At 42.0% G+C, this 23024-nt stretch carries 21 protein-coding genes and 1 pseudogene; 15 read left to right on the top strand and 7 right to left on the bottom strand.

What is annotated here, in order from left to right; all coding sequences use genetic code 11:
* Window positions 1-116 precede the first annotated feature (116 nt).
* Together E4K67_RS07940 and trxB are read left to right on the top strand one after the other, a co-directional pair.
* The gene (locus E4K67_RS07940) at window positions 117-443 is read left to right on the top strand and encodes a thioredoxin family protein (RefSeq protein WP_135545848.1); all 327 of its coding nucleotides are present in this window, start codon (window positions 117-119) and stop codon (window positions 441-443) included.
* 20 nt (window positions 444-463) lie between these two features.
* Window positions 464-1687 (top strand): thioredoxin-disulfide reductase, encoded by a 1224-nt coding sequence (gene trxB, locus E4K67_RS07935; protein WP_135545847.1) that lies wholly within the window; start codon window positions 464-466, stop codon window positions 1685-1687.
* Between the two features lie 910 nt (window positions 1688-2597).
* Here the strand turns inward: trxB and E4K67_RS07930 are convergent.
* Both E4K67_RS07930 and E4K67_RS07925 read right to left on the bottom strand, forming a co-directional pair.
* Window positions 2598-2957 (bottom strand): putative quinol monooxygenase, encoded by a 360-nt coding sequence (locus tag E4K67_RS07930; protein ID WP_135545846.1) that lies wholly within the window; start codon window positions 2955-2957, stop codon window positions 2598-2600.
* 55 nt (window positions 2958-3012) lie between these two features.
* Window positions 3013-4938, bottom strand: a complete 1926-nt coding sequence (locus E4K67_RS07925; RefSeq protein WP_135545845.1) for an oxidoreductase — start codon at window positions 4936-4938, stop codon at window positions 3013-3015.
* Window positions 4939-5293: 355 nt separating this feature from the next.
* Here E4K67_RS07925 and E4K67_RS07920 point away from each other — a divergent pair, with 355 nt between their 5' ends.
* Window positions 5294-5881 (top strand): TetR/AcrR family transcriptional regulator, encoded by a 588-nt coding sequence (locus E4K67_RS07920; RefSeq protein WP_135545844.1) that lies wholly within the window; start codon window positions 5294-5296, stop codon window positions 5879-5881.
* Window positions 5882-6441: 560 nt separating this feature from the next.
* On the opposite strand, the gene E4K67_RS07915 is transcribed toward E4K67_RS07920, so the two are convergent.
* Both E4K67_RS07915 and E4K67_RS07910 read right to left on the bottom strand, forming a co-directional pair.
* Window positions 6442-6561, bottom strand: coding sequence for a winged helix-turn-helix transcriptional regulator (locus E4K67_RS07915; protein WP_338031847.1), 120 nt, complete (start codon window positions 6559-6561; stop codon window positions 6442-6444).
* A gap of 157 nt (window positions 6562-6718) precedes the next feature.
* Complete coding sequence (locus tag E4K67_RS07910) at window positions 6719-7435, bottom strand: FadR/GntR family transcriptional regulator (protein ID WP_158408437.1); 717 nt, start codon at window positions 7433-7435, stop codon at window positions 6719-6721.
* 352 nt (window positions 7436-7787) lie between these two features.
* Here E4K67_RS07910 and E4K67_RS07905 point away from each other — a divergent pair, with 352 nt between their 5' ends.
* Window positions 7788-8990 carry a mandelate racemase/muconate lactonizing enzyme family protein gene (locus E4K67_RS07905; RefSeq protein WP_135545842.1) on the top strand — a complete coding sequence of 401 codons (1203 nt, stop codon included), beginning with the start codon at window positions 7788-7790 and terminating at the stop codon, window positions 8988-8990.
* Between the two features lie 78 nt (window positions 8991-9068).
* Window positions 9069-10370: an MFS transporter gene (locus E4K67_RS07900; protein WP_135545841.1), complete on the top strand. Its 1302-nt coding sequence runs from the start codon at window positions 9069-9071 to the stop codon at window positions 10368-10370.
* A 369-nt stretch (window positions 10371-10739) separates the two neighbouring features.
* On the opposite strand, the gene E4K67_RS07895 is transcribed toward E4K67_RS07900, so the two are convergent.
* A complete protein-coding gene (locus E4K67_RS07895; protein WP_135545840.1) occupies window positions 10740-11066 on the bottom strand; it encodes a winged helix-turn-helix transcriptional regulator in 327 nt (108 codons plus the stop codon).
* A 96-nt stretch (window positions 11067-11162) separates the two neighbouring features.
* Here E4K67_RS07895 and E4K67_RS07890 point away from each other — a divergent pair, with 96 nt between their 5' ends.
* The 6 genes from E4K67_RS07890 to E4K67_RS07865 all read left to right on the top strand — a co-directional run bounded on the left by E4K67_RS07890 (window position 11163) and on the right by E4K67_RS07865 (window position 17685).
* Window positions 11163-12098 carry a PucR family transcriptional regulator gene (locus tag E4K67_RS07890; RefSeq protein ID WP_135545839.1) on the top strand — a complete coding sequence of 312 codons (936 nt, stop codon included), beginning with the start codon at window positions 11163-11165 and terminating at the stop codon, window positions 12096-12098.
* 224 nt (window positions 12099-12322) lie between these two features.
* Window positions 12323-12598 (top strand): hypothetical protein, encoded by a 276-nt coding sequence (locus E4K67_RS07885; protein WP_135545838.1) that lies wholly within the window; start codon window positions 12323-12325, stop codon window positions 12596-12598.
* Between the two features lie 280 nt (window positions 12599-12878).
* A complete protein-coding gene (locus E4K67_RS07880; protein WP_135545837.1) occupies window positions 12879-13637 on the top strand; it encodes a TorD/DmsD family molecular chaperone in 759 nt (252 codons plus the stop codon).
* 24 nt (window positions 13638-13661) lie between these two features.
* Entirely contained in the window at window positions 13662-16205 is a 2544-nt protein-coding gene (locus E4K67_RS07875; protein WP_135545836.1) for a molybdopterin-dependent oxidoreductase, read from the top strand.
* 15 nt (window positions 16206-16220) lie between these two features.
* Window positions 16221-16772 (top strand): DMSO/selenate family reductase complex B subunit, encoded by a 552-nt coding sequence (locus tag E4K67_RS07870; protein ID WP_135545835.1) that lies wholly within the window; start codon window positions 16221-16223, stop codon window positions 16770-16772.
* A 34-nt stretch (window positions 16773-16806) separates the two neighbouring features.
* A complete protein-coding gene (locus tag E4K67_RS07865) occupies window positions 16807-17685 on the top strand; it encodes a dimethyl sulfoxide reductase anchor subunit family protein (protein WP_135545834.1) in 879 nt (292 codons plus the stop codon).
* Between the two features lie 172 nt (window positions 17686-17857).
* Here E4K67_RS07865 and E4K67_RS07860 read toward each other — a convergent pair whose 3' ends face one another.
* Window positions 17858-18274, bottom strand: coding sequence for a hypothetical protein (locus E4K67_RS07860; RefSeq protein WP_243454365.1), 417 nt, complete (start codon window positions 18272-18274; stop codon window positions 17858-17860).
* A 29-nt stretch (window positions 18275-18303) separates the two neighbouring features.
* Between E4K67_RS07860 and E4K67_RS30570 the strand changes: the two genes are divergently transcribed.
* The 3 genes and pseudogenes from E4K67_RS30570 to E4K67_RS07850 all read left to right on the top strand — a co-directional run bounded on the left by E4K67_RS30570 (window position 18304) and on the right by E4K67_RS07850 (window position 19087).
* Window positions 18304-18489, top strand: coding sequence for a hypothetical protein (locus E4K67_RS30570; protein ID WP_243454364.1), 186 nt, complete (start codon window positions 18304-18306; stop codon window positions 18487-18489).
* A gap of 143 nt (window positions 18490-18632) precedes the next feature.
* Window positions 18633-18776, top strand: a pseudogene (locus tag E4K67_RS31480) (nucleotidyltransferase substrate binding protein); the annotation flags it as partial.
* Entirely contained in the window at window positions 18773-19087 is a 315-nt protein-coding gene (locus tag E4K67_RS07850; protein WP_135545832.1) for a nucleotidyltransferase family protein, read from the top strand. The pseudogene E4K67_RS31480 and the gene E4K67_RS07850, both read left to right, overlap by 4 nt.
* A gap of 402 nt (window positions 19088-19489) precedes the next feature.
* On the opposite strand, the gene E4K67_RS07845 is transcribed toward E4K67_RS07850, so the two are convergent.
* A complete protein-coding gene (locus E4K67_RS07845) occupies window positions 19490-20686 on the bottom strand; it encodes a PucR family transcriptional regulator (RefSeq protein WP_135545831.1) in 1197 nt (398 codons plus the stop codon).
* 340 nt (window positions 20687-21026) lie between these two features.
* Between E4K67_RS07845 and E4K67_RS07840 the strand changes: the two genes are divergently transcribed.
* The gene (locus tag E4K67_RS07840) at window positions 21027-23000 is read left to right on the top strand and encodes a sigma-54-dependent Fis family transcriptional regulator (RefSeq protein WP_135545830.1); all 1974 of its coding nucleotides are present in this window, start codon (window positions 21027-21029) and stop codon (window positions 22998-23000) included.
* The last annotated feature ends 24 nt before the right edge of the window (window positions 23001-23024 follow it).

Below are 23024 nucleotides of genomic sequence, written 5' to 3'. Positions count from 1 at the left end.
GTAGACAGATAATAGATAATAACAAATCTGTTACTGTAGGGGAGTATTTCTCCTGTCCAAAGATGTTAAAATCCAATCGGTTAGAAAAATCACGATTTTAAAGGAGTGAAGAAAAAATGTCGTTAGAAAAATTGAATTCGGGCCGCTTTGAAGAAGTGATTTACGATAAAGGAGAACCCTGTTTAGTTATCTTTTCAAGAAAAAGCTGTCATGTCTGCCAGGGTGTTGTGCCCGTTTTAGAAGATTTACAGCCGCAATTCGAAGGTAAGTTTAGCTTTTATTATGTCGATGTTGAGGAAGACAAGGCCTTATACCAAAGATTCTCCTTAAAAGGCGTTCCTCAAATTCTTTTTTTTAAAGATGGCGAATACCAAGGAAAATTAGCAAGTAAGGTTGAGGAAGAAGACGTCAAGGAAAAAATTACAGACGTGCTGAATTCATAATCATGAGGTGAAATGAGAAAATGGCTAATACGTATGATTTAATAATTATTGGCGGGGGACCCGCTGGATTATCCGCTGCTATCTATGGGGGTAGGGCTAAGCTTAAAACTCTGATCATCAACAAAGGAACCGTCGGCGGATTAGTGAATACGACACGTGAAATTGTTAATTACCCTGGTTACGGACAAATTAGTGGCTCTGATCTCATGCTTGACTTTAAGAAACATGCTGAGAGCTTTGGCGTGGAGTTTTTAAGAGATGTAGTCGTGAGTACCGATTTTTCCCAAGAAGATAAAGTGATCAAAACCAAAAAGGTGAAGGAATTTACAGCTAAGGCTGTGATCATTGCCTGCGGCAGTGAGCCAAGGCTCCTGAATATCCCTGGTGAGAAACGGCTCCAAGGTAGTGGAGTAGCGTATTGCGCCACCTGTGATGCTGAATTCTTCAAAGGAGAAGACGTCGTTGTCATTGGAAGCGGCGACCAAGCCATCGAGGAAGGTATGTATATTACCAAGTTTGCGAAAAAAGTTACAGTTATTGTACTCCACGATAAAGGAATCCTGGATTGCAATAAAGTCAGTGCTGAACGCGCGTTTAGTAAAGAAAAGATGGAGTTTATCTGGAACTCCACGGTGGAAGAAGTATTGGGCGAAGAAAGTGTTAAAGGGGTTAAAATAAAGAACTTAAAAACAGGCGGTTCTTCAGAATTAGAATGCCAGGGTGTATTTTTCTTTGTTGGAATGGTTCCCTCTACGCAATATCTTAAAGAGAGTGGCGTCGAGATGGACAAGAGGGGATATATCCCTGTCAATGACCTGATGGAAACGAATCTGAATGGCGTTTATGCGGTTGGGGATAATCGAGTTAAATATTTAAGACAAGTTGTTTCGGCGGCGGGAGATGGGGCTACGGCAGCTGTAGCTGCTGAGCGCTACATTGAAGAACTCAATGCCTTCAAGACCGATATCGCTAATAGCTATAAAAAGGTTTTACTGGTGTTCTTCAATGCCTCGAACACAGAAAGTCTGGAGTTTTCATCCCTAATGGAGGAGCTTCAGCGAGAGCATAATGAAGACTATAAAATTGTTAAAGTGGACTTAGCTACCAAGAAAAACCTTGCGGAAAAGTATGAGATAAAAGCTGTCCCTGCCGTCATTGTTTTAGATAAAGGGAAGAAGGTTAAAGAACTAGGATGTACTATGGATAAAGCTAAACTCAAGGCACAAATCATACAATTATTATAAAATTCTTTAATACTTAACTGTAGACAATTAAAAATCTATGATGTTAGAAGCCATCCCTTTAATTTAGGAGACGGGCCATTCCTATCCATCAACATCGATTCAAAGCCGCCGGCTGTTTGGAGACGGGTTTATTGCTGGCGTTTGCACTGGTCTACAAACGCAGTGCCATAGTAGGGTGTCTTAGGTGAGGTGAGGATACGAAGATAGGCTCAGCAGGTTTTTTCTGCTGAGCCTATCTTTTTGTATGCGCGTCTAGCTGTGTCTGGATCACTGTATTGTTTTTTCCCATTCCTGCCGGCCACGTTCTAACATTTGGTCCATTGCAAATTTTTCCATAGTATGTCTTAAGTCATCGATTTACCTCCTTACCGTACCTCGCCGACAGCTCGGTGGGGGCCTCTATACGTGCTCAAGTGGTATCTGGTTAAGATACAGAGAGTTAATCTATATGTTGAGGTGAGGGAGATATGAATGGCTACGGTATGTGGAGTGACCTAATCAAACCAACAATAATCGTATACGTTATTGCGTGTGGAATTCCAGGAGGAGTCGCTGGTTTATTCAATTTAGTCAGTAGTTATTTATAAATCAGGAGTATCAATCAGTCTCGCGAGCGCCTGCTTCATGCCATTCTTGACGGCGGGATTGATAATCTGTCCGTTAATCGAACCAATAAGGTAAAATGATCAAAGTAAATAACACAGCTAGTGGGATGGCAATGATTGTATACTTTACATAATCATTCCACTAGGATACCTTTACTTTGTGCCGTCTCAGGATACCCATCTAAATTAAAGAAGCCAGAGTCCCCCTCGGCAAGGTAAAGTTAATAAAGTGATTGATAAGAACCATATGATTTAGAAGGTAGTTGAAGTAATCAAACTACCTTCTAATCGATGATCGTTCAGGTTTAGCGCGTAAACCCTCCAATCGGTGACATATACGTACCGCCAAAAGCTTCCAGTGCGGCCTTAAGTTCATTGGATGGATTGCCATATACGACAAATCCTGTCGCGTCGCCGATAGCCATCAATCTTTCTGCAAAATTTTCATTAAATGGAGTCAAGTGCATTAACGCAGAATTAGAATCTGAATATCTTTCATGAATGTGACAGATATTATTATCTTCATTTAGGGCCCATTCATATGCCAAAGTACCGGGTTCATTATTTTTTGTTGATTCGACTAGTTCAACCATCAATTTTTTCAGATCATTAGGATTGCCTTTAGTTAAAGTTAATTCGAAGATCCAAGATACATTTTTGTTCATTTTTTAAACTCCTTTAATACATTTTTTGTGATTTTTGTAAAATTTGAAAGCAAAGCTAAACAGTTTTTCCAGCAAGATATCCTTCTGTTGTTGCGGCAAGAACATTACGTACTTGCTTGGCATCACCGATAACTTGAACATTAACGTTAGCCGCAGCAAGTTCTTCTGCTAATGGATTAAAAGCACGGTAACCTGCGGCTACGATGATGGTATCGGCAGGGAGTTCTGTTTCAATACCATGACTATCTTTGACAATAACAGCATTTTCATTAACGCGTACAACGCTTGTGCCTGTTAACATTATAACATTACGTTCTTTAAGAGCTCTCGTCAAATGCCACTGAATTGCAAGCGGTGCATCACTAGCAATCGTATCTTTCATCTCAACCACTGTAACGCCTTTTAACATCTGTGATAGGAAATGAGCTGTTTCTGCACCGACTTGCCCACCACCGATGATTACGCAGTGTGATCCCGGTTTTACCTTTCCGTCAAGAATATCCTTAGCAAAGGTGGTCTTGGAATTTTCTTTAAGACCAGAGATAGGCGGAAGTATTGGCTCCGAACCAGAGGCAAGAATAATAGAATCCGGATTTGTTTTCTTAATTAATTCCAATGTAGCTTCGGTATTATATTTTATGTCGACGCCTAGTTTTTTACACTGTGCCAGTTGCCATACAATAAAGTCGGTGATTTCGCCTTTTGTTGGTGGGATTGCGGCAATATAGAATTGACCGCCAGCGTGTTCGCCCTTCTCATAAACTGTAACTTGATGACCGGCCTTAGCAGCGGTTATTGCAGCGTATAGACCTGCAGGTCCGGAACCGACTACGGTAATATTTTTCTTTACTTCAGCGAGTTGAATACCACCTTCGTACTCAAGGCCAAGCTCCGGATTCAAAACACATCGAATTGGTTCATCGTTAAATAATGTGCCAATACAGCCATCGTTACAGCCAATACAACGACGAATATCTTCAAAACGGCCTTCTTGAGCTTTAATGGGCATTTCAGGGTCTGCGAGCGAAGCTCTACCCATGGCAATGAAGTCTGCTTTATTGGATGCTAAGATACTATCCGCTAAAAAGGGATCATTAATTCTCGACACAGTAATCACTGGAATACTGACAACGTCTTTTATTGCTTTTGCCCAGTCAGTAAACCAACCATGGCTTGAGTGTGAACTTGCTACATTTAGATCAACAGAAAGGTAGTTTCCAACAGAAACGTGAATGATATCAAGACCTTCTGCTTCCATCATTCGCGCGATTGCCTTATTATCTTCAATCGTAAGCCCACCTTCAACAAATTCATCAGCCGAAATACGCATTCCAATGATGAAATCTTCACCGCACTTTTCGCGAATATCTTTGATGATTTCTCGTGCAAATCTTGTACGGTTCCAGAAGTTGCCGCCGTATTCATCAATTCGTTTGTTAGAATATAGCGAAAGGAATTGCGTAATCAAGTAACCATGAGCACCGTGGATTTCAACACCATCAAAACCACATTTTTTAGCCCTAAGTGCGGTATCGCCATACTTGCAAACCATTTCTTTAACTTCTTCAGTTGTTAAGGGGACTGGTATTTCATCGCCGAATGGACACATAATCGCAGATGAAGATCGTGGAAGACCATCAATGGCGCCTGAATTTGTTTGGCGACCACAGTGATAAATCTGTGCCAGTATCGTCGCACCATATTTATGAACACGTTTTGGTAATTCGCTGTGACTTTCGATCTGGTCATCATTCCAAAGACCAGCAGTTGCTTTAAAGCCGTGACCGAGAGGGTCCACGTTATAGTCTTCGGTTATAATTAGCCCCCAGCCACCTTTTGCTTTTTCTTCATGATATGCGATGTAACGCTCAGTTGCAGTACCGTCTTCGTTGCAGAAATCTGTTACCATCGCCGGGACTGTACAGCGGTTCTTGATGGTTTTGCCTCGAATGCTAAATGGACTAAAAAGTTGATCAAACATTATGCATTTCCTCCTTGACCCTTAATAATTTGATTATAAATTGACAATACCACACATTAACCGTATGGTCAATGACCGTAAGGTTAATGTGTGGTAAGCTTGACAAATGACAGAGATGCATGCTAGAATGCTCCAAAATGTAACGGGACTATAAATGGGACTAACTATAAATGTATCCTTGTTCCATATAAAACGTCATGCGTAATCTAACTAATTAACAAACTGCTGTGAGAGCTTCACAACGAAATAGTTTAAGCTATAGGTGAAAAAACTAATCCTCAGCGTCTGTGTGTATTATCATAGAAGTGTTAAGAAAGGTAAAATATAATGCAATTGCATTATATAAGGTGAATCAATGTCTATAAGTGAAAAGAAAAAAATAGAACTTGAAAAACAGCGTCGTCAGCAAATTTCATCTGTTGCACTTGGTCTATTTTATAAGAACGGTTACAAGAACACTTCTATGGTCGATATAGCAAAAGCTGCGAATATCAGTAAGGGACTAATCTATCATTACTTTAAGAATAAAGCTGAATTGTTATTCTCTTATCAAGATAAATTAGATGAATGTCTTAATGAAATCAATGAATTCGGAAGTGCAAAAGAAGCGATTTATGAGTTTGGAAGACGCTTCCTATTGAGGGAAGTAGACGAAACCGGTTATATACCGCCACTTCAAGTTTATGTTATTGTGTTTGTTAAGGGTGAAATGGACGATCCTGATTATATGGATAGGAATCCGTTGTATCAAGATTTTGGACAAAACTATTTCGGACCATTGTTTGAAAAGGGGATAGAGGCTGGTGAGTTTAAACAAGGTGATCCAAAACTGTACGGTGATATTTATTGGCATTATTTGCTTGGCAATGTTTTAGAAACGCTAGATGCTCGTAGATCCTCCAAAAAAACACAGGATCTCAAAAAAGTCATATCAATGTTTTGAAGAATAATGATAACCATTGTGGCTTTCTTGTAGAAACATACGAAAAAAAGTACTATTTAATGCGTTGGTTGATAAGAAATTTCTCACACCAACGCATTTTGTTTTTGAATTGAAGAGCGAGATGAGGGTGGAGCAAATCAAGGGCTAAAGCACCCTTTTGACACGGGGAAAAAGGAGCCCAAACAGGTAATGCTGAGGGGTTACTTACCTATCGGATTAAAAGGGTGACTACCCTCCACCGAACCGGAAAGCTGGAGTATGGAGGATGCACCGTACCTTTTTGAAGTGACAGTGTGTTCGGGGAACTATATTTGTATTGCTAGGGTGTATTTTAAAAGCTCTTGCATTTTTGACTATCTTTTGAGGAATTCTGAGGATAGGTGAATAATGAAATAAGCATAAAATAATCCCAACTTTGAGCACAAGGTTGGGATTATTTTATGCTTATTTTTTAGATCAAATTGTTTACCAATTTAGTCTCTTCAAATATAAAACTCGTTCCAGGTTTCACATCTGAAACAGTAGGCAGTGACTTCTCGAAAATGGTTTGATGATTTCAACTAGTCAGCTTCCATTGATCGAAGATTGTCAGTCAAAACGTTCTGACTGATATAGTGAATGGTCTTGCGAAGCTCTCCAAGAAGGTTGGGTCCGGCCAGAAGGTTTCTTAAAATAAGCAATTTCCATTTGCTCCGATCAAGCCAACCGTTGTCGTAACGGGGCAAGCCAGTAATTTATCTCTTCACTTAGGTTTATGCGCAACTCTAAAAATTTAATAGCTACTCCAATCTGTTAAGTAACGCATGATTGAATATCTAAACCGTTCGAATAGTCTCCTTAATAGTTTAAGTTTACCTTTTTGTAATCTTGGCCGAATTCTAAATGGTTTTTTACAGCAGTTTCCGCACAGTCTGGGTCTCTTGATTTAATTGCTTCGATAATTTCGTTATGGCTTTTGTACCAATCCGGAGTATCTCCAATAAAATCTATGGAAGAATAATACTTCTCCATATAAGCCTCTAGAATAATGAACATTATTCTGTCTAAAACATCATTTTTGGCCGAAGCGCAAATTGACATATGAAATGCAATCTCATTGTCTACATATCTTATAGAAGCTTCCTTTCTAGTAAGTTTCCCTTCCATATAATCATTTGCAATAAATTTAAATTTATTAAAAGATTTCTCAATTTCAGCAATATCTTCATCGTTCGCACATTTAGCAGCTAGCTTTGCAATCTGAGGCTCCATTATAAATCTAACTTGATAAATCTTTTCTGGTAAGTCCTCATTTCGTAAATAGTCTAAACCAAGAGGATCATTAGAGAGACCAGGATTATTGCAAACGAATGTCCCTATTCCTCGTCGAATTTCCAGTGCACCCTCTGAGCAAAGATGCTTTACAGCTTCACGGATGGTAATCCGGCTAACTTCTAAAGTTTCAGACAGTTCGGTCTCTGTTGGAAGTTTGTCGCCTTCATTAAGCTGCCTTGATATAATTAAACCCCTTAAATTATTAGCAATTTGGACTGATAGTAATTTATTATTTCTCACTATAGCACCTATTTTCTGATTTTGATTGTCCAGTATCAATTATACATCATATTAATGATTGGCTGCAACAGTTGTTATGGTTGATTATACAGTGGCTCCAATAATGCTTTGAGATTAGGATTAGTGCGCTGATTAAAATCTATTTAGAAGAATAGCAAATCTATAAAGAGCTAATCTTCAAGCTCAGAGGTAATATTGAGACAAGTCTTAGATAAGAGATTATCCAAGTTGTCAATTAATAAAAAAATATTTTTTTGAATTGCAGGAATTTCAAAAAGTATATAGAATACTCCACTATGGACATATGATGTATAACGTCATATGTCAAATAAAAATTTGGAGGGTACTAAAAATGAAGATTTCAAGTGTTGATGTAATTCAATGTAACTGCCTTGAGAATCCAGCTTTCAGACCAATTATCTGTAGAATTAATACTGATGAGGGTATTTATGGATATGGCGAAGCGGCAGTTGCCTATGGCACAGGTGCACCTGCTGCTTTTGGAATGATTAAAGATTTTGCTACTTTAATTATAGGCAAAGATCCAATGAATATTGAGGCAATTTGGGATACTTTGATGAAGACAACATTTTGGGGGCAAGGTGGAGGAACTATCATTTTTGCAGGGATTAGTGCAATTGATATGGCACTTTGGGATATTAAAGGCAAAGTATTTGGTGTTCCAATTTACAAATTACTTGGTGGTAAAACAAATTCCAAGTTAAGAACATATGCTAGTCAACTGCAGCTTGGTTGGGATAAGAATTTAAAAATTGGTTGGGGGCAAGCTTGTGAGCCGGGAAGTGCTCCGGAAAGATATGCTGAAACAGCTAAAATTGCAATTAGCCAAGGCTATGATTGTATAAAAATCGACTTCTTGAATTACAACAGACAAGGTTTTGCTCATACACATAAACAATTAACTAAGCCTTTGACCTATGAAGTTATGCATCTTGCAGAGGAAAGATTGACTGCTGTTAGAGAGGCAGTGGGTAACGAAGTAGATATTATCATTGAGAATCATTGTGGTACTGATGCAGTTTCAGCAGTTCAGTTTGGCAGATTAGCAGAAAAATTTAATATTTTCTACTATGAAGAGCCAGTAACTCCATTGAATCCTGAAATGACAAAATATGTTGCAGAAAGAGTAAAAATTCCGATTGCACAGGGTGAACGTATTTATGGACGTTGGGCTTATATTCCATTCCTAAAAGATCATTCGGTCCAAGTAATTCAGCCTGACATTGGAAACTGTGGCGGTATCACTGAAGCAAAGAAAATATGTGATATGGCTCATGCATACGATGTAAGTGTGCAAACACATGTTTGTGGAAGCCCAATTGCAAAGGCAGCCGCATTACAGCTAGAGACAACTTTGCCAAATTTCTTAATTCACGAGCATCATGTTATCAATATGGCTCCTTATATTACTGAATTAGGAGTTTATGATTATCAGCCAGTTAATGGTTATTACACAGTTCCTGAGGTGCCAGGAATTGGTCAGGAATTATCGCAAAAAGCTCTTGATAATGCAGATATTGTTACTGTTAAATGATATTAGTTGCAGAGTAAATTTAGAGCATAGATTTACAATCAATAGGTTGTTTTTTCAAATATAAGGAGGGTCCGAGATATGGAATCTAGTATTGATCGAAATCGTTTATATGCCAAAGTTAAGTGGGCCATCATTCCCTATGTCTTTGCACTTTACTTTTTTAATGGTATGGATCGAACAAATATTAGTTTTGCAGCACTTACCATGAACAAGGAATTGAGTATTTCAGCCCTTGCTTTCGGGACTATTACATCTACCTTTTTTATCTCGTATCTTATCTTTCAGATACCAAGCAGCATGCTTCTGAAAAAATTTGGTGCAAGTAAACTCATTCCGAGCATTGCATGCTTGTGGGGACTTGCAACGGCTGGTACGTTCTTTGCACAAGATGCAGCGCAAGTTACAGCTTTTAGATTCGTGCTTGGTATTTTTGAAGCAGGATTCTTCCCAGGAGTAATGTATTGGTTCACTCTATGGTTCCCCAGTAGGGAACGCGCAAGTGTTACGGCAATATTTATGTTATCAGGTACTTGTGCAAATATAATTGGAGCCCCATTGGCTGGTTACATGGTACAGTACGCAAATTGGTTTGGTTTTTCCGGATGGAGATGGCTATTTTTAATTGAAGGTATTCTCCCGGCTATCATCGCATTATTTGGCTTTTATATTATGAAAGATGGGCCAGAAAAAGCTAAATGGTTGAATGAAAAAGAAAAGGCTCTTATACGTTCAGATCTGGATGCAGAAAAGGCAGTCACCACGGTTCATACGAAGAAAATAGGTTTTGCAAAAATCATTACAAATGGCACACTGTGGAAATTGGCGATGATCTACATGTTTATCCAAATTGCACAGCAGGTGGGCGCAATGTGGATGCCTGTGCTTATTAAGGGCATGACGGTAGGCCTTTCAGCATCCGCTATTGGCTACATCATGATGATTCCTGCAATCGCTGGTGCTATTGCTATGGTACTTGTAGGCAATCATTCAGATAAGACTGGAGAAAGAAAATGGCATGCAATTACTCCAATGTTGATTCTGTCAGCTTCATTTCTGCTAATACTTCTTCCTGTCGGCGGCTTGCTATTTAAAATCGCTATGCTTTCAATTTATGGAGCGACAGTTGTAAGCTGGTACGGCCCATATTGGACTATGCCTCCGGCTTTCCTATCCCCCGAGATAATTGCTGTTTCCCTTGCATTTATCAATTCGTGGTCGGCAGCAGGTGGATTTATAGGAAATAAGTTCAGTGGTATTATTGCAACTAATTTTGGAAATACAGGGGTGTTTGTATTCCTTGCGGCTGTTGCCCTAGTTTCAGTGGTTCTGGTTCTTACTTTGGATTTTAAGAAGATGGCGATTGATCATATACATGGATGAACAAGCTAAATCAGTATCCTACAGAATGGTAAAATGTTAAACAATAAAAAGCGTAATTATAAAATTTATGGAAAGAGTTTATGGGACATCCAGTGGGTGAAGAGCCGTATCTAGTATTATATTTTAATGGCGGTCTTGATCTCTTTGCACGAGATAAAAAATACGTGATCGTGTCTAAAAAATGGCGCTAGGTGATGTAAACCTACCGCCATTTTTATCTCAACATGTAGGTATCCCTTGTCTGTATTGTTTTATTTGAAAAGCATTTTCGATAATTGTTATGTAATTCGGGAGTTTTTTTAACTAACTCCAGATACCCTAACCCAATGTTTCATAGCAGTAATGATAGGGCACATGGTCTCGTCCAATTTACTTAACCTGCATTCGACTCGTGGTGGACTGAATAAACTCATCAAAAGTATTTTGAACAAATTCTTTGTAATTATTTCCCCAGTCAGTTAAAACGTCAAAGATAGGTTTCAAAGTTTCACCAAGCTTGCTCAAGCTGTATTCGACTTTGACAGGGATTTCTTCAGCATAAGTTTTTCTACTTACAATGTCGTCCTCCTCTAGAGATCGAAGATTTTCGGTTAGTACTTTTTTACTGATCCCGTCTACATCATTTAATAAATCAGTAAATCTCTGTGGGCCTGTCAGAAGGTTCCTTAATATCAATAACTTACACTTATTGCCAATAAGAACAACCGCAGAATAATATTATGACTATTGATCGAATGATATGGTTAGACAATAAAATGGACGATAGTTGGCCAGCGTGGTCTAATAAGGTGTATGGGCCCCAAAAAAGGCTCCTGGGCTGTTTGTTCATACTTGGAAGCCGAGGTTGATATAAGAATTCAAACAATAATGAAGCATGCTGCGTGTCTTTGCGCCTTGGAATTTACGAAGAACAACCAAGTTCTCAATGCACAACGCGAATATAAAGACGCCTTCATTTACGACCTGCTTTATAGTAATATCGATGAGGTAAAAGATATTGTCAACAGGGGGGAAATATGGGGTTGGAATCTTAATCGCCCACATTGTGTGCTGGTATTTGAGCTTGAAGAGTACGAAGTCTATACAACAGATCAACATTTGTTAGATACGTTACTTGATTTGGTAGAATCAGTTATGCAGCAAGACGCCGATCATCCAATTATAATGCAGAAAAAAGGCCAAATCATCGCCATTTTACCAATCGACATACAACCGAACAATAGTAAGGTTTGTATCATGCGCTTGGGTGAACAGGTACTTTCTAGGGCAAAACTTCGCTTGGCAAGACGACGATTAAACGTCGGGGTAGGGCGAGTTTATGCTAGCCCAGATGATATATTTAAAAGCTATCAAGAAGCTAAAGTAGCTCTCGAGTTAGGTAAACTGATGGGTATCGACTCGACGATTCCGTTCTTCAGTGATTTAGGGCTAGATCGAATTCTCTATCACCATGACCTACAGGAATTAAAAGAATTTTACAAGGAAACGCTAGGGGTACTTGAAAGCTACGATGAAGAGCAAGGCAATAAATTGATGGGTAGTCTAGAACAGTATTTACTTAATCAGTGTAACTTAAAAGCAACCGCAATTAGTCTCTATCTTCACCCTAACACCCTCCGTTATCGGCTAAAAAAAATTGAGGAAATTCTTCAGACTCATTTAGACGACTTTGATACCAAACTTAATTTGATGACGGCTTTTAAAATAAAGTATCTTAAGAGGGTCTAACACCAAAAAAGGGGGGGATTAAGTGAGTTCAGAGGCTCAGATCTTTCGCAGTATTTGCCCCGAAATTGTTATGGTACTTGCGGTATGCTTTCTACGGTGTACGATGGAAGACTATAAAAGTAAGTGGCGACTTTCGGCACGGCTATACGAAAGGCAAACTCTGTGCCAAGGGATATTGCCTATCCCGACTATGTGTATCATCCTCAGAGGCTTCGATATCCATTATGGCAAAATCCGAGGGGTTCGGGACACTGGCAGAGAATAAGTTGGACAAGGCGTATGAATTAATCACGGGGAAACTACTGGAACTCAATCAGCGCTATAGCTCGAACCTGTCCCGTGGACACGGTGCAAAGCTAGTTGTGATTGATCCGCTATTTACCCCAACTGCTAGGATCTCGGATCGCAACTTACAAATTCGCCCTAGCACCGACGGTCTACTTGCCTTAGCCATCATTCAAGCCCGTCCATCCATTCGCTTTTATCCAGAAAAGGTTTAAAAAGCGTTACTGGTTAAAGAATTAGGAAACTATGAAAGTTGGAAATTAGCATTAATATACTGCCGACTAGGATATCAGTTATTAGTGTAGATAGTGGCTTTCTGAAAGTGACTATCTACACTGAATTTTTCACAAATGTAAATAGAAGTGCTTAAAAAGCAATTTAAGAGAGACTATGTTCCTCATACAAAAAAAGCGACCAATTGTTGTACCCTTGTACAAAGGTAAATGTGAACATAATCACGAATAAAGGGTTATCAACTTAATCAGGAGGAGTGTCATGTTAACAAATGATCGAATAGAGACCGTTGAGCATCCCAATCTAAGTCATGAGACTCAATTAAGAGGCTTGGCAAAGATTAGGCCTCTGCTCGAAGCGAGGATTTTTGCGTACGATATACTCAGACGGTCGTTTCTGGAAGAACCTAGCCACGAGTTCCTTAAGCTTTTGTCTAAGGACAATCTTATCGGTTCCTTTCCTTTTTCTGAGGAAGAAGGGGAGATTCAGGAGGGGATTCGTCAGGTTCATAGCGATTTAATGCAATATGAATCAGTCGGAGAAACAATCTATAATCGCTTGCACTGGGACTATACTCGACTGTTTATTGGACCCTACGAATTACAGGCTCCTGCTTGGGAGTCAGCCTATCTCAATAAGGAACGCTTGCTTTTTCAGGAGGAGACCCTGAAAGTCAGACTTGCTTATCTGAAGTATGCATTCTTGCCTAAGCATTTTCAACATGAAGCCGATGATCACTTAGGTCTTGAACTGGACTTTATGTATAAACTGTCCGTGATGGTTTTAGAGAAATACGAGAAGAATGAACACGAGCTACTAGACATCTTGGAAAATCAGAAAAGGTTTCTGCAGGAACATCTACTGCGTTGGGTACCCGAGTTTCAGCAAAATGTCTGCCAGCATTCAGACACTGAATTCTATCGCGGAATGTCAAGGATCCTGCATGGATTCTTAAGGTTAGATCTCGAAGCCCTTGCTGAGCTTTTAGATATAGAAGGCATAGGATTAAAGACAAATTAAAAATTATTGGGAGGTGTACCGTTAATGGCCAATCTCATCGAGAAAGCCAAAAACTACGCTGTCAGTCGTCGCTCCTTTCTGGGCATGACGGCTACGCTAGCCGCCGCGGCAACTTTGCCCGGTTGTGGACTTGTTTCAGTGGATGCTAAAAAGGCAAGTGAGTTAGCGAATAAGGAAGGGGAATGGATCACTGCCGCGTGTTGGCACAATTGCGGGGGTCGTTGCCTAAATAAGGCCTATGTGGTAGAAGGGGTTGTCATTCGCCAGAAAACGGACGATACCCACCCGGATAGCCCAGACTTTCCACAGCAAAGAGGATGTGCTCGGGGACGTTCCCACCGGAAAATGGTTCTAGGAGCCGATCGACTCAAATACCCGATGAAGCGGAAAAACTGGGAGCCTGGGGGCGGCAAAAAGGAACTCCGAGGTAAGGACGAGTGGGTTCGTATTTCGTGGGATGAAGCGCTGGATATCATGGCGAGTGAGCTTAAGCGAATCAAGGAAAAGTATGGAAATGCGAGTTTCTTTGCACCTGCTGGTGGTTCTGGCGGCGGAATGGAGCCTCAACGCGTCCTAAATGCCTATGGTGGATGTACAGAGCGTTGGGGGAATGTCTCCTGGGGATCATGGCCTGATGTTTATAGTACCGTCACAGGACTTCCAAATAGCGGAGCATCCTCGGGAAATGACAGGTTTAGACTACGTGATTCAAAGCTCATTATCCTCTGGGGGGCAAACCCTGCTCAGTCTAGCCAAGGCCTTCCAACCTATAACTATTTACAAGCGAAAAAGGCTGGAGTGAAGTTTATTGTTATAGACCCACTATATACTGAGTCCGCCAGAACCTTGGGAGACGAATGGATTCCGATTCGTCCGGCAACCGACACAACTTTGATCTTAGGAATGGCTCATCATATCCTCACAAACAATTTACTCGATCAGAAATTCTTAAATAATTGCACAATCGGATTTGACGCTGACCATATGCCAGAGGGTGCAGATCCTAAAGAGAACTTTAAGGATTATGTTCTTGGAACGTATGACGGGACACCGAAAACTCCAGAATGGGCTTCAAAAATCTGTGGTGTTAGCGCCGAAATTATTCGTAAGTTTGCACAAGAATATGCGACGACTAAACCAGCCGCCATCATTTCAGGGGGGGCGCCGGCACGCATCAATAATGGGGAACACTTGCCTCATGCCATGATGACGCTTGCTTATATGACAGGAAATATCGGAATACCAGGCGCTGGAGTGAGTCCCAATATGCATAACTCGGCCACCAATGCAGGGCCAGCATTGGTACAGCCAGGAGGTGACGGCATCCCTAAAGTGATCAACCCTATTGCGAAAAGTCGCATTAATAGCGGTGAGATGTGGGATGCGGTTCTTAAGGGACAATATACAGAAAGCAAAGGGAAGAAGGTAAATGTCGATATTCAGATGATATGGAACTGGTTTGGTCATACTCTGAATCAAAGAGCTGGCACAACCCAAGGGATAAAAGCCCATAGAAAAGTCGAGTTTGCAGTGGCTCAGAATCTGTTTCTAACCACAGATGCCAGGTATTCGGATCTAGTCTTGCCAGTTACATCCCAGTGGGAGAGGCTTGGAGGGCTACTCACGGGAAATCGTGAAATTCTCATTTATCATACGCAAGTGATTAAGCCACTTTTTGAGGCGAAAAGTGATATGTGGATTGTCACGGAAATTGCTAAACGCTTAGGCGTTGATACCAAAATAGTTAACCCGGTTTCAGAGGAACAACAATTGTATAATCTGCTTGCAGGTGCATCGGTCATGAAAGCCGACGGATCTGGTTATGAAAAATTGGTAACCTTGACTGGTGAAGATATTCAAGGGCTTGGGGCCAAGGGAACACCACAGACCGGTCGCATCTCCTATCAAGAATTTAAGGAAAAGGGAATTTATCAAGTCCCGAGATCTCGTGGTGATAAATTGGAATTTACGAGTTTTGAGGATTTCTTGGCAGATCCAGTTGGAAAGAAATTAGCAACTCCCAGCGGTAAATTCGAAATTTACTGCGATACGCTTGCGAAGAAGATCGAAAAAATTGGCTTCACTACAAAATCCCCGATCCCTAAGTACGACCCCCCGTTGGAAGGGTATGAGGATGGATTAAAGGATGGCTTTAATTACCAAATTATTACCATCCATTATAATAGACGTTCCCATTCGACATTAGACAATGTGCCTTGGCTAAGGGAAGCTTTCCCACAAGAATTTTGGATGAATGCCAGCGATGCTGCGAAATTAGGAATTAAAACCAATGATATCGTCAAAGTAACCAGCCGACATGGATCCGTGATCCGTCCCACCTATGTCACGGAGCGCATTATGCCAGGCGTTGTGGCGTTGGGAGAAGGGGCCTGGGTTGAAATGGACGAGCAAGCGGGGGTAGATAAGGCTGGAAACACCGGGATTCTTAATGGACCTATCGCAACTGGGCAAGGGCATAGTGGTTATAATTCATGCAATGTCAAGGTAGAGAAGTATGATAAGCCCCTTGATCCAGATGTTAAATGGCCGCAACGAATCATTTTCTAAGAGAGGTGAAGAAAAATGGCACAACTAGGATTTTATTATGACATGACAGTTTGTACGAGCTGCAAAGTCTGTCAAATTGCCTGTAATGATAAGAATAATTTGGAGGTGGGGACTCTTTTTCGAAAGGTCTATAATTTCGAAGGAGGAACGTTTCCGAAACCTTGGGCGTACAATCTCTCCATAGCCTGTAATCATTGTGCAGAACCTAAATGTACGAAGAACTGTCCGACAGGTGCACTGTATAAAAGGGAGAAAGACGGGATCGTCATGTTTGACGAGGAGAAGTGCATCGGCTGTAAGTTGTGTACTTGGTCTTGCCCTTATGGAGCACCCAAATATATTGAATCTAAAGGAAAGTCCGGAAAGTGTAATTTCTGCGTGGATATTATTGATGCAGGGGGACAACCTGCTTGTGTAGAAGCTTGCCAAATGAGAGCTCTTGAATTCGGAGAGATAGAAGAACTGCGTAAAAAACATGGCAATATTGCCGATATCAAGGGCTTACCTGATTCGGGAATGACCCACCCATCTCTGACAATGAAACCCAACAAGGAAGCCCTGAAGTAGATTCTACTCAAGTGATAAAAAGGAGGCCTGATGGATGTTTGCTGAAGAATGGCCATTAATGATGTTTACTTTAATTTGTCAGCTAGCAGTCGGAAGTTATATTCTTCTCGTGCTCGTTCGCTCCATATTAGCCCAAAAGGATGCTCCATCAGCTAAACGTCTGACAAGCTTCGGTTTTCTAGCCGTAGGGCCACTCATGGCGCTAGCCCTTATATTCTCGCTCTTTCACCTGGGAACCCCGACGGGTGCCTATCGATCCATCCTGAACCTTGGTTCATCATGGCTAAGTCGTGAAATTCTGACAGCTGGGGGATTCTTCGTGCTGTGGTTTGTAAGCTATAAGGCTTATCAGAAAGAGACTGTAGGTAACGGCTTAGGATGGCTAACCTCTCTGGTCGGACTACTCGTCATTTTTAGCATGGTGAATATCTATGGTACCTCTGTCCGTCCAGCTTGGGATAACGCAAATACGTACATCGCTTTCTTTGGGACGACATTTGCTCTAGGTAGTCTGGGGGCGGCAAGCTTCATCGCTTATGGAGCAAAGGGAAGTGCACTCTCACCGGAAATCCTCACGATTCTTAAAAAAGTCAGTCTAATTGGTATAGTCGCAGTAATCATTCAACTTATCTATCTTCCAGTCTTCATCTCAGGACTCGGAAGCGGAGTGGCCGCATCTATAGCGTCAGCGCAACTACTATCTGGAAGCTACTTGTTTCCCCTGGTAGTATACGGGGTTCTCTCTCTTGTCGGTGTAGGTCTTCTCTACTATGGATTAGGGAAAGCGACTAATACAAAGTCCATACCTGTTAATGTGGTTTACCTCGCTCTCATCATGGTTGTCGTAGGTGAGTTCATAGGTCGGTATGTCTTCTATGCTTCTGCAGTTTCGGTAATGATTGGGCAGTCTTAGTCTAAGAAACCCATACAGAATAACTGTGCATGCAACGTATAACGACAAAAAGTCCTTTCCTCTTGCTGGGGAAAGGACTTTTTGTGTTGAAGGTTTATATATCTGACTCCAAGTCGAACTCCTTCGGCGTGGTCACATCAAGCCTTAATTCTCGCAGGTAACTCCCGTCATCTCATTTTTCCATCACATTATACGAGATCCCTACTTCAATATCCAACTTGATGAGTGCTTTAACCTTTTTAACGTGGAATTCGAGAAATTGGTAGTCGTCATTGACTAAATAGTTTGTGTAACGCTGCTTTTTAAAGACACCCAGCGCTTTAGGAATGTCCGCGCCGAACACTTTAGCTGATTTATAGAAATAGTCTTTCGGTGAAAAGTACTGTGTCTTAGCCACTTGTTTACCGTAATTTTGTTGGTAGATTTGAGCAGTATGCTTGTTTTCTAAGGAACAATATTGGACGCCTAGCTTGAGCTTATGATCGATAATAAATTCAAGCAGTTGAAGACAGTCAAGTTCGCTATGTGAGACGGGAAGCCCTCCGGCATACCAGTAGTCATAGAGAACCTGGTAGGGGGAAATGTACAAGCGAGTATAAACGTGTGGAAATTTAGCCCGTGCATGGCGGAAAAAATCGACGGTTTCAGGTTTGTGGAGTTAAAGGCTCACCGCCCGTGAGTGCTGAATATATTGTTGTGCTTGGTACATTGTCCGAGCCGGTTACCGTAAAAGAACTCGTATCGTTGGTGCGGAATTCTGAGATTGAAGTAGGAGATTTGTCGATATTCAAAAAGCAACCATGAAATGCTAGCGATTCCAATTGATTAAGCACTAAGATGATCAAAACGCTGCCTCAAATTTGCATAAGGTACACAAGGAAACCAGCTGTGGTAGAATAATCTAACGCAGCTGGTTTTATCTCTCCAGAGGGACCTCAGATGGGCATGTATGGATTGATGCACTTGAAAAAAGAAATCTTATGGCCCATACTTATGATGAAAATTTAACAAATGAAGCTGAAAAGCTTATTCGTACAACTTATTATGGAATGTTGCAAGAACTATTTTCTGCTTTGGAGGGCATGGCATGAATTTCGGACTTCGAGACGGGGATTTGGACAATATTATCACAACTATGCAGCAATTTTCTGAGATCGAAAAGGCGGCAATTTTTGGATCTCGTGCTAAGGGGAACTATAAGCCCGGCTCCGATTTGGATATAGCAATTTGGGGAGATGATATTTCCTTTTCAACTTTATCAAGGCTTCATGCCATTTTAGAGGAAGAAAGCCCTATGCCATATTTCTTTGATATTGTGGATTATTCACATTTGAACCATGAAGAATTGAAAAGTCATATAGATAGAGCGGGAATAGTATTTTTCACTAGAGAGTTAGCGTAGTCATCATTGTTTTCCAAGGCATCGGTTTAACAAGCTGGTGCCTTTATGTAGTGCGCCCGGCATGGGCGCATTCTAACGGGTGCAACTCCCAAGTGCGGGGATAGTGCCAAGCACATAGCCAAGGGTAAGGGTGTCCATCGCGAGGTGGAATCTGAATTTTTGTATTAAAGAAGGGTCTTTGAAGTGCCAGAGATACTTGAATAAACATTAAAATAGTACAATCTTTAGAGGAACAAATGGAGATGCCTTCCGTTTTTGTTGTATCAAGTTCACTTAGAATTCCGAAAATTGGTCTCGCCTAATTTACTTAACCTGCATTCGACTCGTGATGGCCTGAATAAACTCCTTTTCTTCAAATAGAGTCATTCGAGCTGCGTGGTCAGAAACACCATTTGCGCCTTCCTACTTCTTAAGTGAATTCTGTCGCAATCCTGGAGACCAATCCCAAAGCCCGCTCATGTGAAGCAAAGCCCAGGACTTGAATACTGTAAAAAGATTGACGCGCGTACTCATTAGAGACAGATCCACCCTGAGAAGCTGCTCAATCCTATTGATGCGATAATAGAGCGTATTGACGTGTATGAACAAATTCTTAGCCGTTTCTTTCAGGTTGAAATTTGAATTTACCAGTTCTGTGAGCGTCGGTAGCAAGCTGCTTTCATTCTTCGTATCATAGCTGAGGAGTGGTTCCAGCGTATTCCGGCAGAACATTTTTACGATCTCCAGTTCCTGAGAGAAAAGAGGGGTAAAAATCCCGAGATCTGAGAAATATTGGCTTTCGGCCTTGGTTCCCATAACATGGGGATAGTTGAGGGCGATGCGTGCTTCATCGCAGCTTCTTCGCAGGTTGTAAAGCGGATGAGGCTGGCCTCGGCCGAAGGATGCGGCGACTTGGTAATTTTTTTCTAAAGCGTTTTTGTAAGGCTCAATTCCCACCGCTTTCGGCCCGGCCGGCAAGATATACACCGCGAGCCGCGGCCCGCTGACCATGAAAGCTTCTGGAGCAACCCGCTTTAGAAATTCACGGGAATAGGACACGATCGCGGTCCACTGCTCACTGCTTTTCACATCACGTACCGCCATGACATCGACGTAATAAACGCGATCCGAAGCTAAACGGTAGTTGCCAAGCGTTAGGATATCGGCTACGTTGGCTATGCTTTGGCCAAAGAGATATTCGTACATTTCCCGTTCGAAGATGACCGTATCTTTCTTCGTTTGATCCATTTGGGAAAAATAACATTTAACAGCTAGTTTAGCTTGTTTCAGAGTTGTGAGGGTCAGTGGGACCTGGGAGGCGGGAAGGTCCCTGACAAGGATATACGCGCTGGAATCGCTACATAGGATACGATAATACAAGCATTTCTCCGTTTCAGAATAAAGATAGTCGTTCTTAGTAAGGCTGGGGAGCGTGACAAAGGAATCGTCGATATGTTTTTTGATACTGAGCGAAATGTACGGATAGTGAATGAACCCACTACAATCAGTGACTATGATCTGCCGGCCAATTATCTTTTCCAGGTGAGAGCCCACATAAGGTAATCCTCTATCGAGCGTACCGTCGACTAATTGATAGATATCCTCATAAGCAACCGACATGGCGCCATCCCCTTTCTGCCAACACACATCAATCTTTATTTCACTTAATACTTGATTCTTTTATTTAGTTGCAAAAGTCATGCCAATTTATAAAAAGGCTCTAAATGGCATTAAAACAGGCTAGCTTTAGAATATTTTTTATTCTAGTCTCGATCTTCTCAAAGCAATCTCAAATTCTGCCGGAAAACAAATACCATTCTCATATTAAGTAGTATTTCTTATTTTGTTTGATACAATTTGTATTGAAGGATCCCCTTTTCATGCTATATAATAACTTTAACACTGTCTCATTCCACGAGGAAACGTTTCACGTATAACAAGGCTCACCAGGAGGAGTTGTATGAATAACACGGATTTAATGCTCAGTTCGATCATCCGCAACAGCGAAAAATCTGTCTTCGACCAGACCATTCGAACCGAAGATAAGATCTACATCGAACGGGTCAAACAATTAAAACTGGAGATACTCAAAGGGGTTGCCAACCCGTCAGAAGTCGACCTTGTCCAGCCGGAAATTATAGACTCCTGGATTCGTTCCCGCAATTATGGACTCGAGGTCAATCAATCCCCGCGAACGAGCCCGGTCATTCCCAAAGCGGATATGGAAAATCTGCTCGTCGAAAACCGTAGTCTTATTAACGCCACTCTTTCCAGTTTGCGCCAATTTGAGCCTTTGTTGCATGTCAACTACGACGTTCTTCTTTCCGACCCCAACGGCGTCTTTCTGCTCACTATGCTTGGGGAGAACAACAAAATTGCCTACGAGAGTTTCAATTTAGTGCCGGGCACGGTTTGGAACGAGCAAACGATTGGCACTTCCGCCATGTCCCTAGTCCCAGTACTGAAACGGCCTATTCAAGTCTGCGGACCGGAAATTTACCTTGACGATTTTCACACCGTCGCCAGTTCTTCCGCCCCTATTTTCGATATCAAAGACAACTTAGCCGGAATTCTGAGCATCGCTACTGTCAATTATCAATGTGTGAATTCTTTGAATTTAAGCCTCGCCGCTTCGATCGCCGCGCTTATTCAGAAAGAATTTCAGCTTACCATGTATAAGGAAATGGATAAAGCCACTAATGAGGTTTCGGATGAAGCGCTGATCACAATCGACGGCCAGGGATTCATAATCTATGTGAACCAAGCTGCGGTCTCTTTGTTCCGGCATATGGGCAGCAGCTTGATTGGCCGGCCACTCGACAGCCTCTTTGGCGACCAGTCCAAGATAAAGAAAGCGCTGAAATCCGGCCAGCCCTTGTCCAATACTGAGATAGTCATACCCAAGCTTGGTACACGCCAATGCTCGGTCCGTCCTATCAAAGATCAACAAGGCAGCCGATTCGGCTGCCTCATCGTCATGAAACGCGCCAAGACGACCCATGCCACCACAAACGGCGATGCCTTCGCGGCTATCATTGGCTCTTCCGCACCGATCCGAGAAACCGTCTCCTTGACCAGACGTTTTGCTGGGTGCGAATCCAATATCTTGCTTCAAGGGGAAAGTGGAACCGGCAAAGAGCTTTTCGCGCGGGCTATCCATAGTATTAGCCGCCCTAACTGCCCGTTCGTCGCCGTAAACTGCGGAGCCATCCCTAAAACCTTAGCCGAAAGCGAATTGTTCGGTTATGAGGGCGGTTCGTTCACCGGGGCGGAACGTCAAGGACGCCAAGGTAAAATCGAGTACGCAGGTAACGGCACCTTGTTTCTGGATGAAATTGGCGACCTACCCTTGGAACTCCAGCCGATCCTGTTGCGCGTCTTGGAAGAGAAACAAATTGTACGGGTCGGCGGCACACGCTCCATCCAGGCGGACTTTCAGCTTATCGCCGCATCCAACAGAAATTTGTTTGACCTCATGAAAAAGGGCCTGTTTCGGGAAGATTTGTATTATCGGCTGGCCATTTTCAAAATCGTCATTCCACCCTTACGGGAACGCGGGCAAGATATTCTACTTCTGAGCGACCATTTCCTGTCCGCTCTCGCTCAAAAGCGCGAAATCCCTTCCCCAACCTTGAACCGAGCAGCCAAAACCATCCTGCTGCAGTATTCCTGGCCCGGAAATGTACGGCAATTACTAAATTGTCTGACTTATGCCGCCAGCCTCGCCTGCGACGGCGTCATCCGGCTAGAAAACCTGCCCGAAGAAATCCGGCTCACCCCAGCACCGAGCGAAAAAGAACCAGCTCCTCATCCGGAGATGGAAAGTATCCGGCAAGCTTTGCAGAAGTCCGGCCATAATGTTTCCGATGCCGCTCGGTCTCTAGGCTTAAGCCGGGCGACCCTTTATCGCAAAATCAGACACTATGGCCTTTAATATTACCTCAATCAATTCAGTAAT

This window comes from Desulfosporosinus fructosivorans, assembly GCF_004766045.1.
GTDB lineage: Bacteria > Bacillota > Desulfitobacteriia > Desulfitobacteriales > Desulfitobacteriaceae > Desulfosporosinus > Desulfosporosinus fructosivorans.
This window is presented reverse-complemented; position numbering and strand designations above follow the sequence as displayed.

What these genes read in the sequence shown, in the direction of transcription:
- E4K67_RS07940 (WP_135545848.1), top strand. Translation starts at nt 117, where the DNA reads ATGTCGTTAGAAAAATTGAATTCGGGCCGCTTTGAAGAAGTGATTTAC.
- trxB (WP_135545847.1), top strand. Translation starts at nt 464, where the DNA reads ATGGCTAATACGTATGATTTAATAATTATTGGCGGGGGACCCGCTGGA.
- E4K67_RS07930 (WP_135545846.1), bottom strand. Translation starts at nt 2,957, where the DNA reads ATGAACAAAAATGTATCTTGGATCTTCGAATTAACTTTAACTAAAGGC.
- E4K67_RS07925 (WP_135545845.1), bottom strand. Translation starts at nt 4,938, where the DNA reads ATGTTTGATCAACTTTTTAGTCCATTTAGCATTCGAGGCAAAACCATC.
- E4K67_RS07920 (WP_135545844.1), top strand. Translation starts at nt 5,294, where the DNA reads ATGTCTATAAGTGAAAAGAAAAAAATAGAACTTGAAAAACAGCGTCGT.
- E4K67_RS07905 (WP_135545842.1), top strand. Translation starts at nt 7,788, where the DNA reads ATGAAGATTTCAAGTGTTGATGTAATTCAATGTAACTGCCTTGAGAAT.
- E4K67_RS07900 (WP_135545841.1), top strand. Translation starts at nt 9,069, where the DNA reads ATGGAATCTAGTATTGATCGAAATCGTTTATATGCCAAAGTTAAGTGG.
- E4K67_RS07890 (WP_135545839.1), top strand. Translation starts at nt 11,163, where the DNA reads ATGGGCCCCAAAAAAGGCTCCTGGGCTGTTTGTTCATACTTGGAAGCC.
- E4K67_RS07885 (WP_135545838.1), top strand. Translation starts at nt 12,323, where the DNA reads ATGGCAAAATCCGAGGGGTTCGGGACACTGGCAGAGAATAAGTTGGAC.
- E4K67_RS07880 (WP_135545837.1), top strand. Translation starts at nt 12,879, where the DNA reads ATGTTAACAAATGATCGAATAGAGACCGTTGAGCATCCCAATCTAAGT.
- E4K67_RS07875 (WP_135545836.1), top strand. Translation starts at nt 13,662, where the DNA reads ATGGCCAATCTCATCGAGAAAGCCAAAAACTACGCTGTCAGTCGTCGC.
- E4K67_RS07870 (WP_135545835.1), top strand. Translation starts at nt 16,221, where the DNA reads ATGGCACAACTAGGATTTTATTATGACATGACAGTTTGTACGAGCTGC.
- E4K67_RS07865 (WP_135545834.1), top strand. Translation starts at nt 16,807, where the DNA reads ATGTTTGCTGAAGAATGGCCATTAATGATGTTTACTTTAATTTGTCAG.
- E4K67_RS07850 (WP_135545832.1), top strand. Translation starts at nt 18,773, where the DNA reads ATGAATTTCGGACTTCGAGACGGGGATTTGGACAATATTATCACAACT.
- E4K67_RS07845 (WP_135545831.1), bottom strand. Translation starts at nt 20,686, where the DNA reads ATGTCGGTTGCTTATGAGGATATCTATCAATTAGTCGACGGTACGCTC.
- E4K67_RS07840 (WP_135545830.1), top strand. Translation starts at nt 21,027, where the DNA reads ATGAATAACACGGATTTAATGCTCAGTTCGATCATCCGCAACAGCGAA.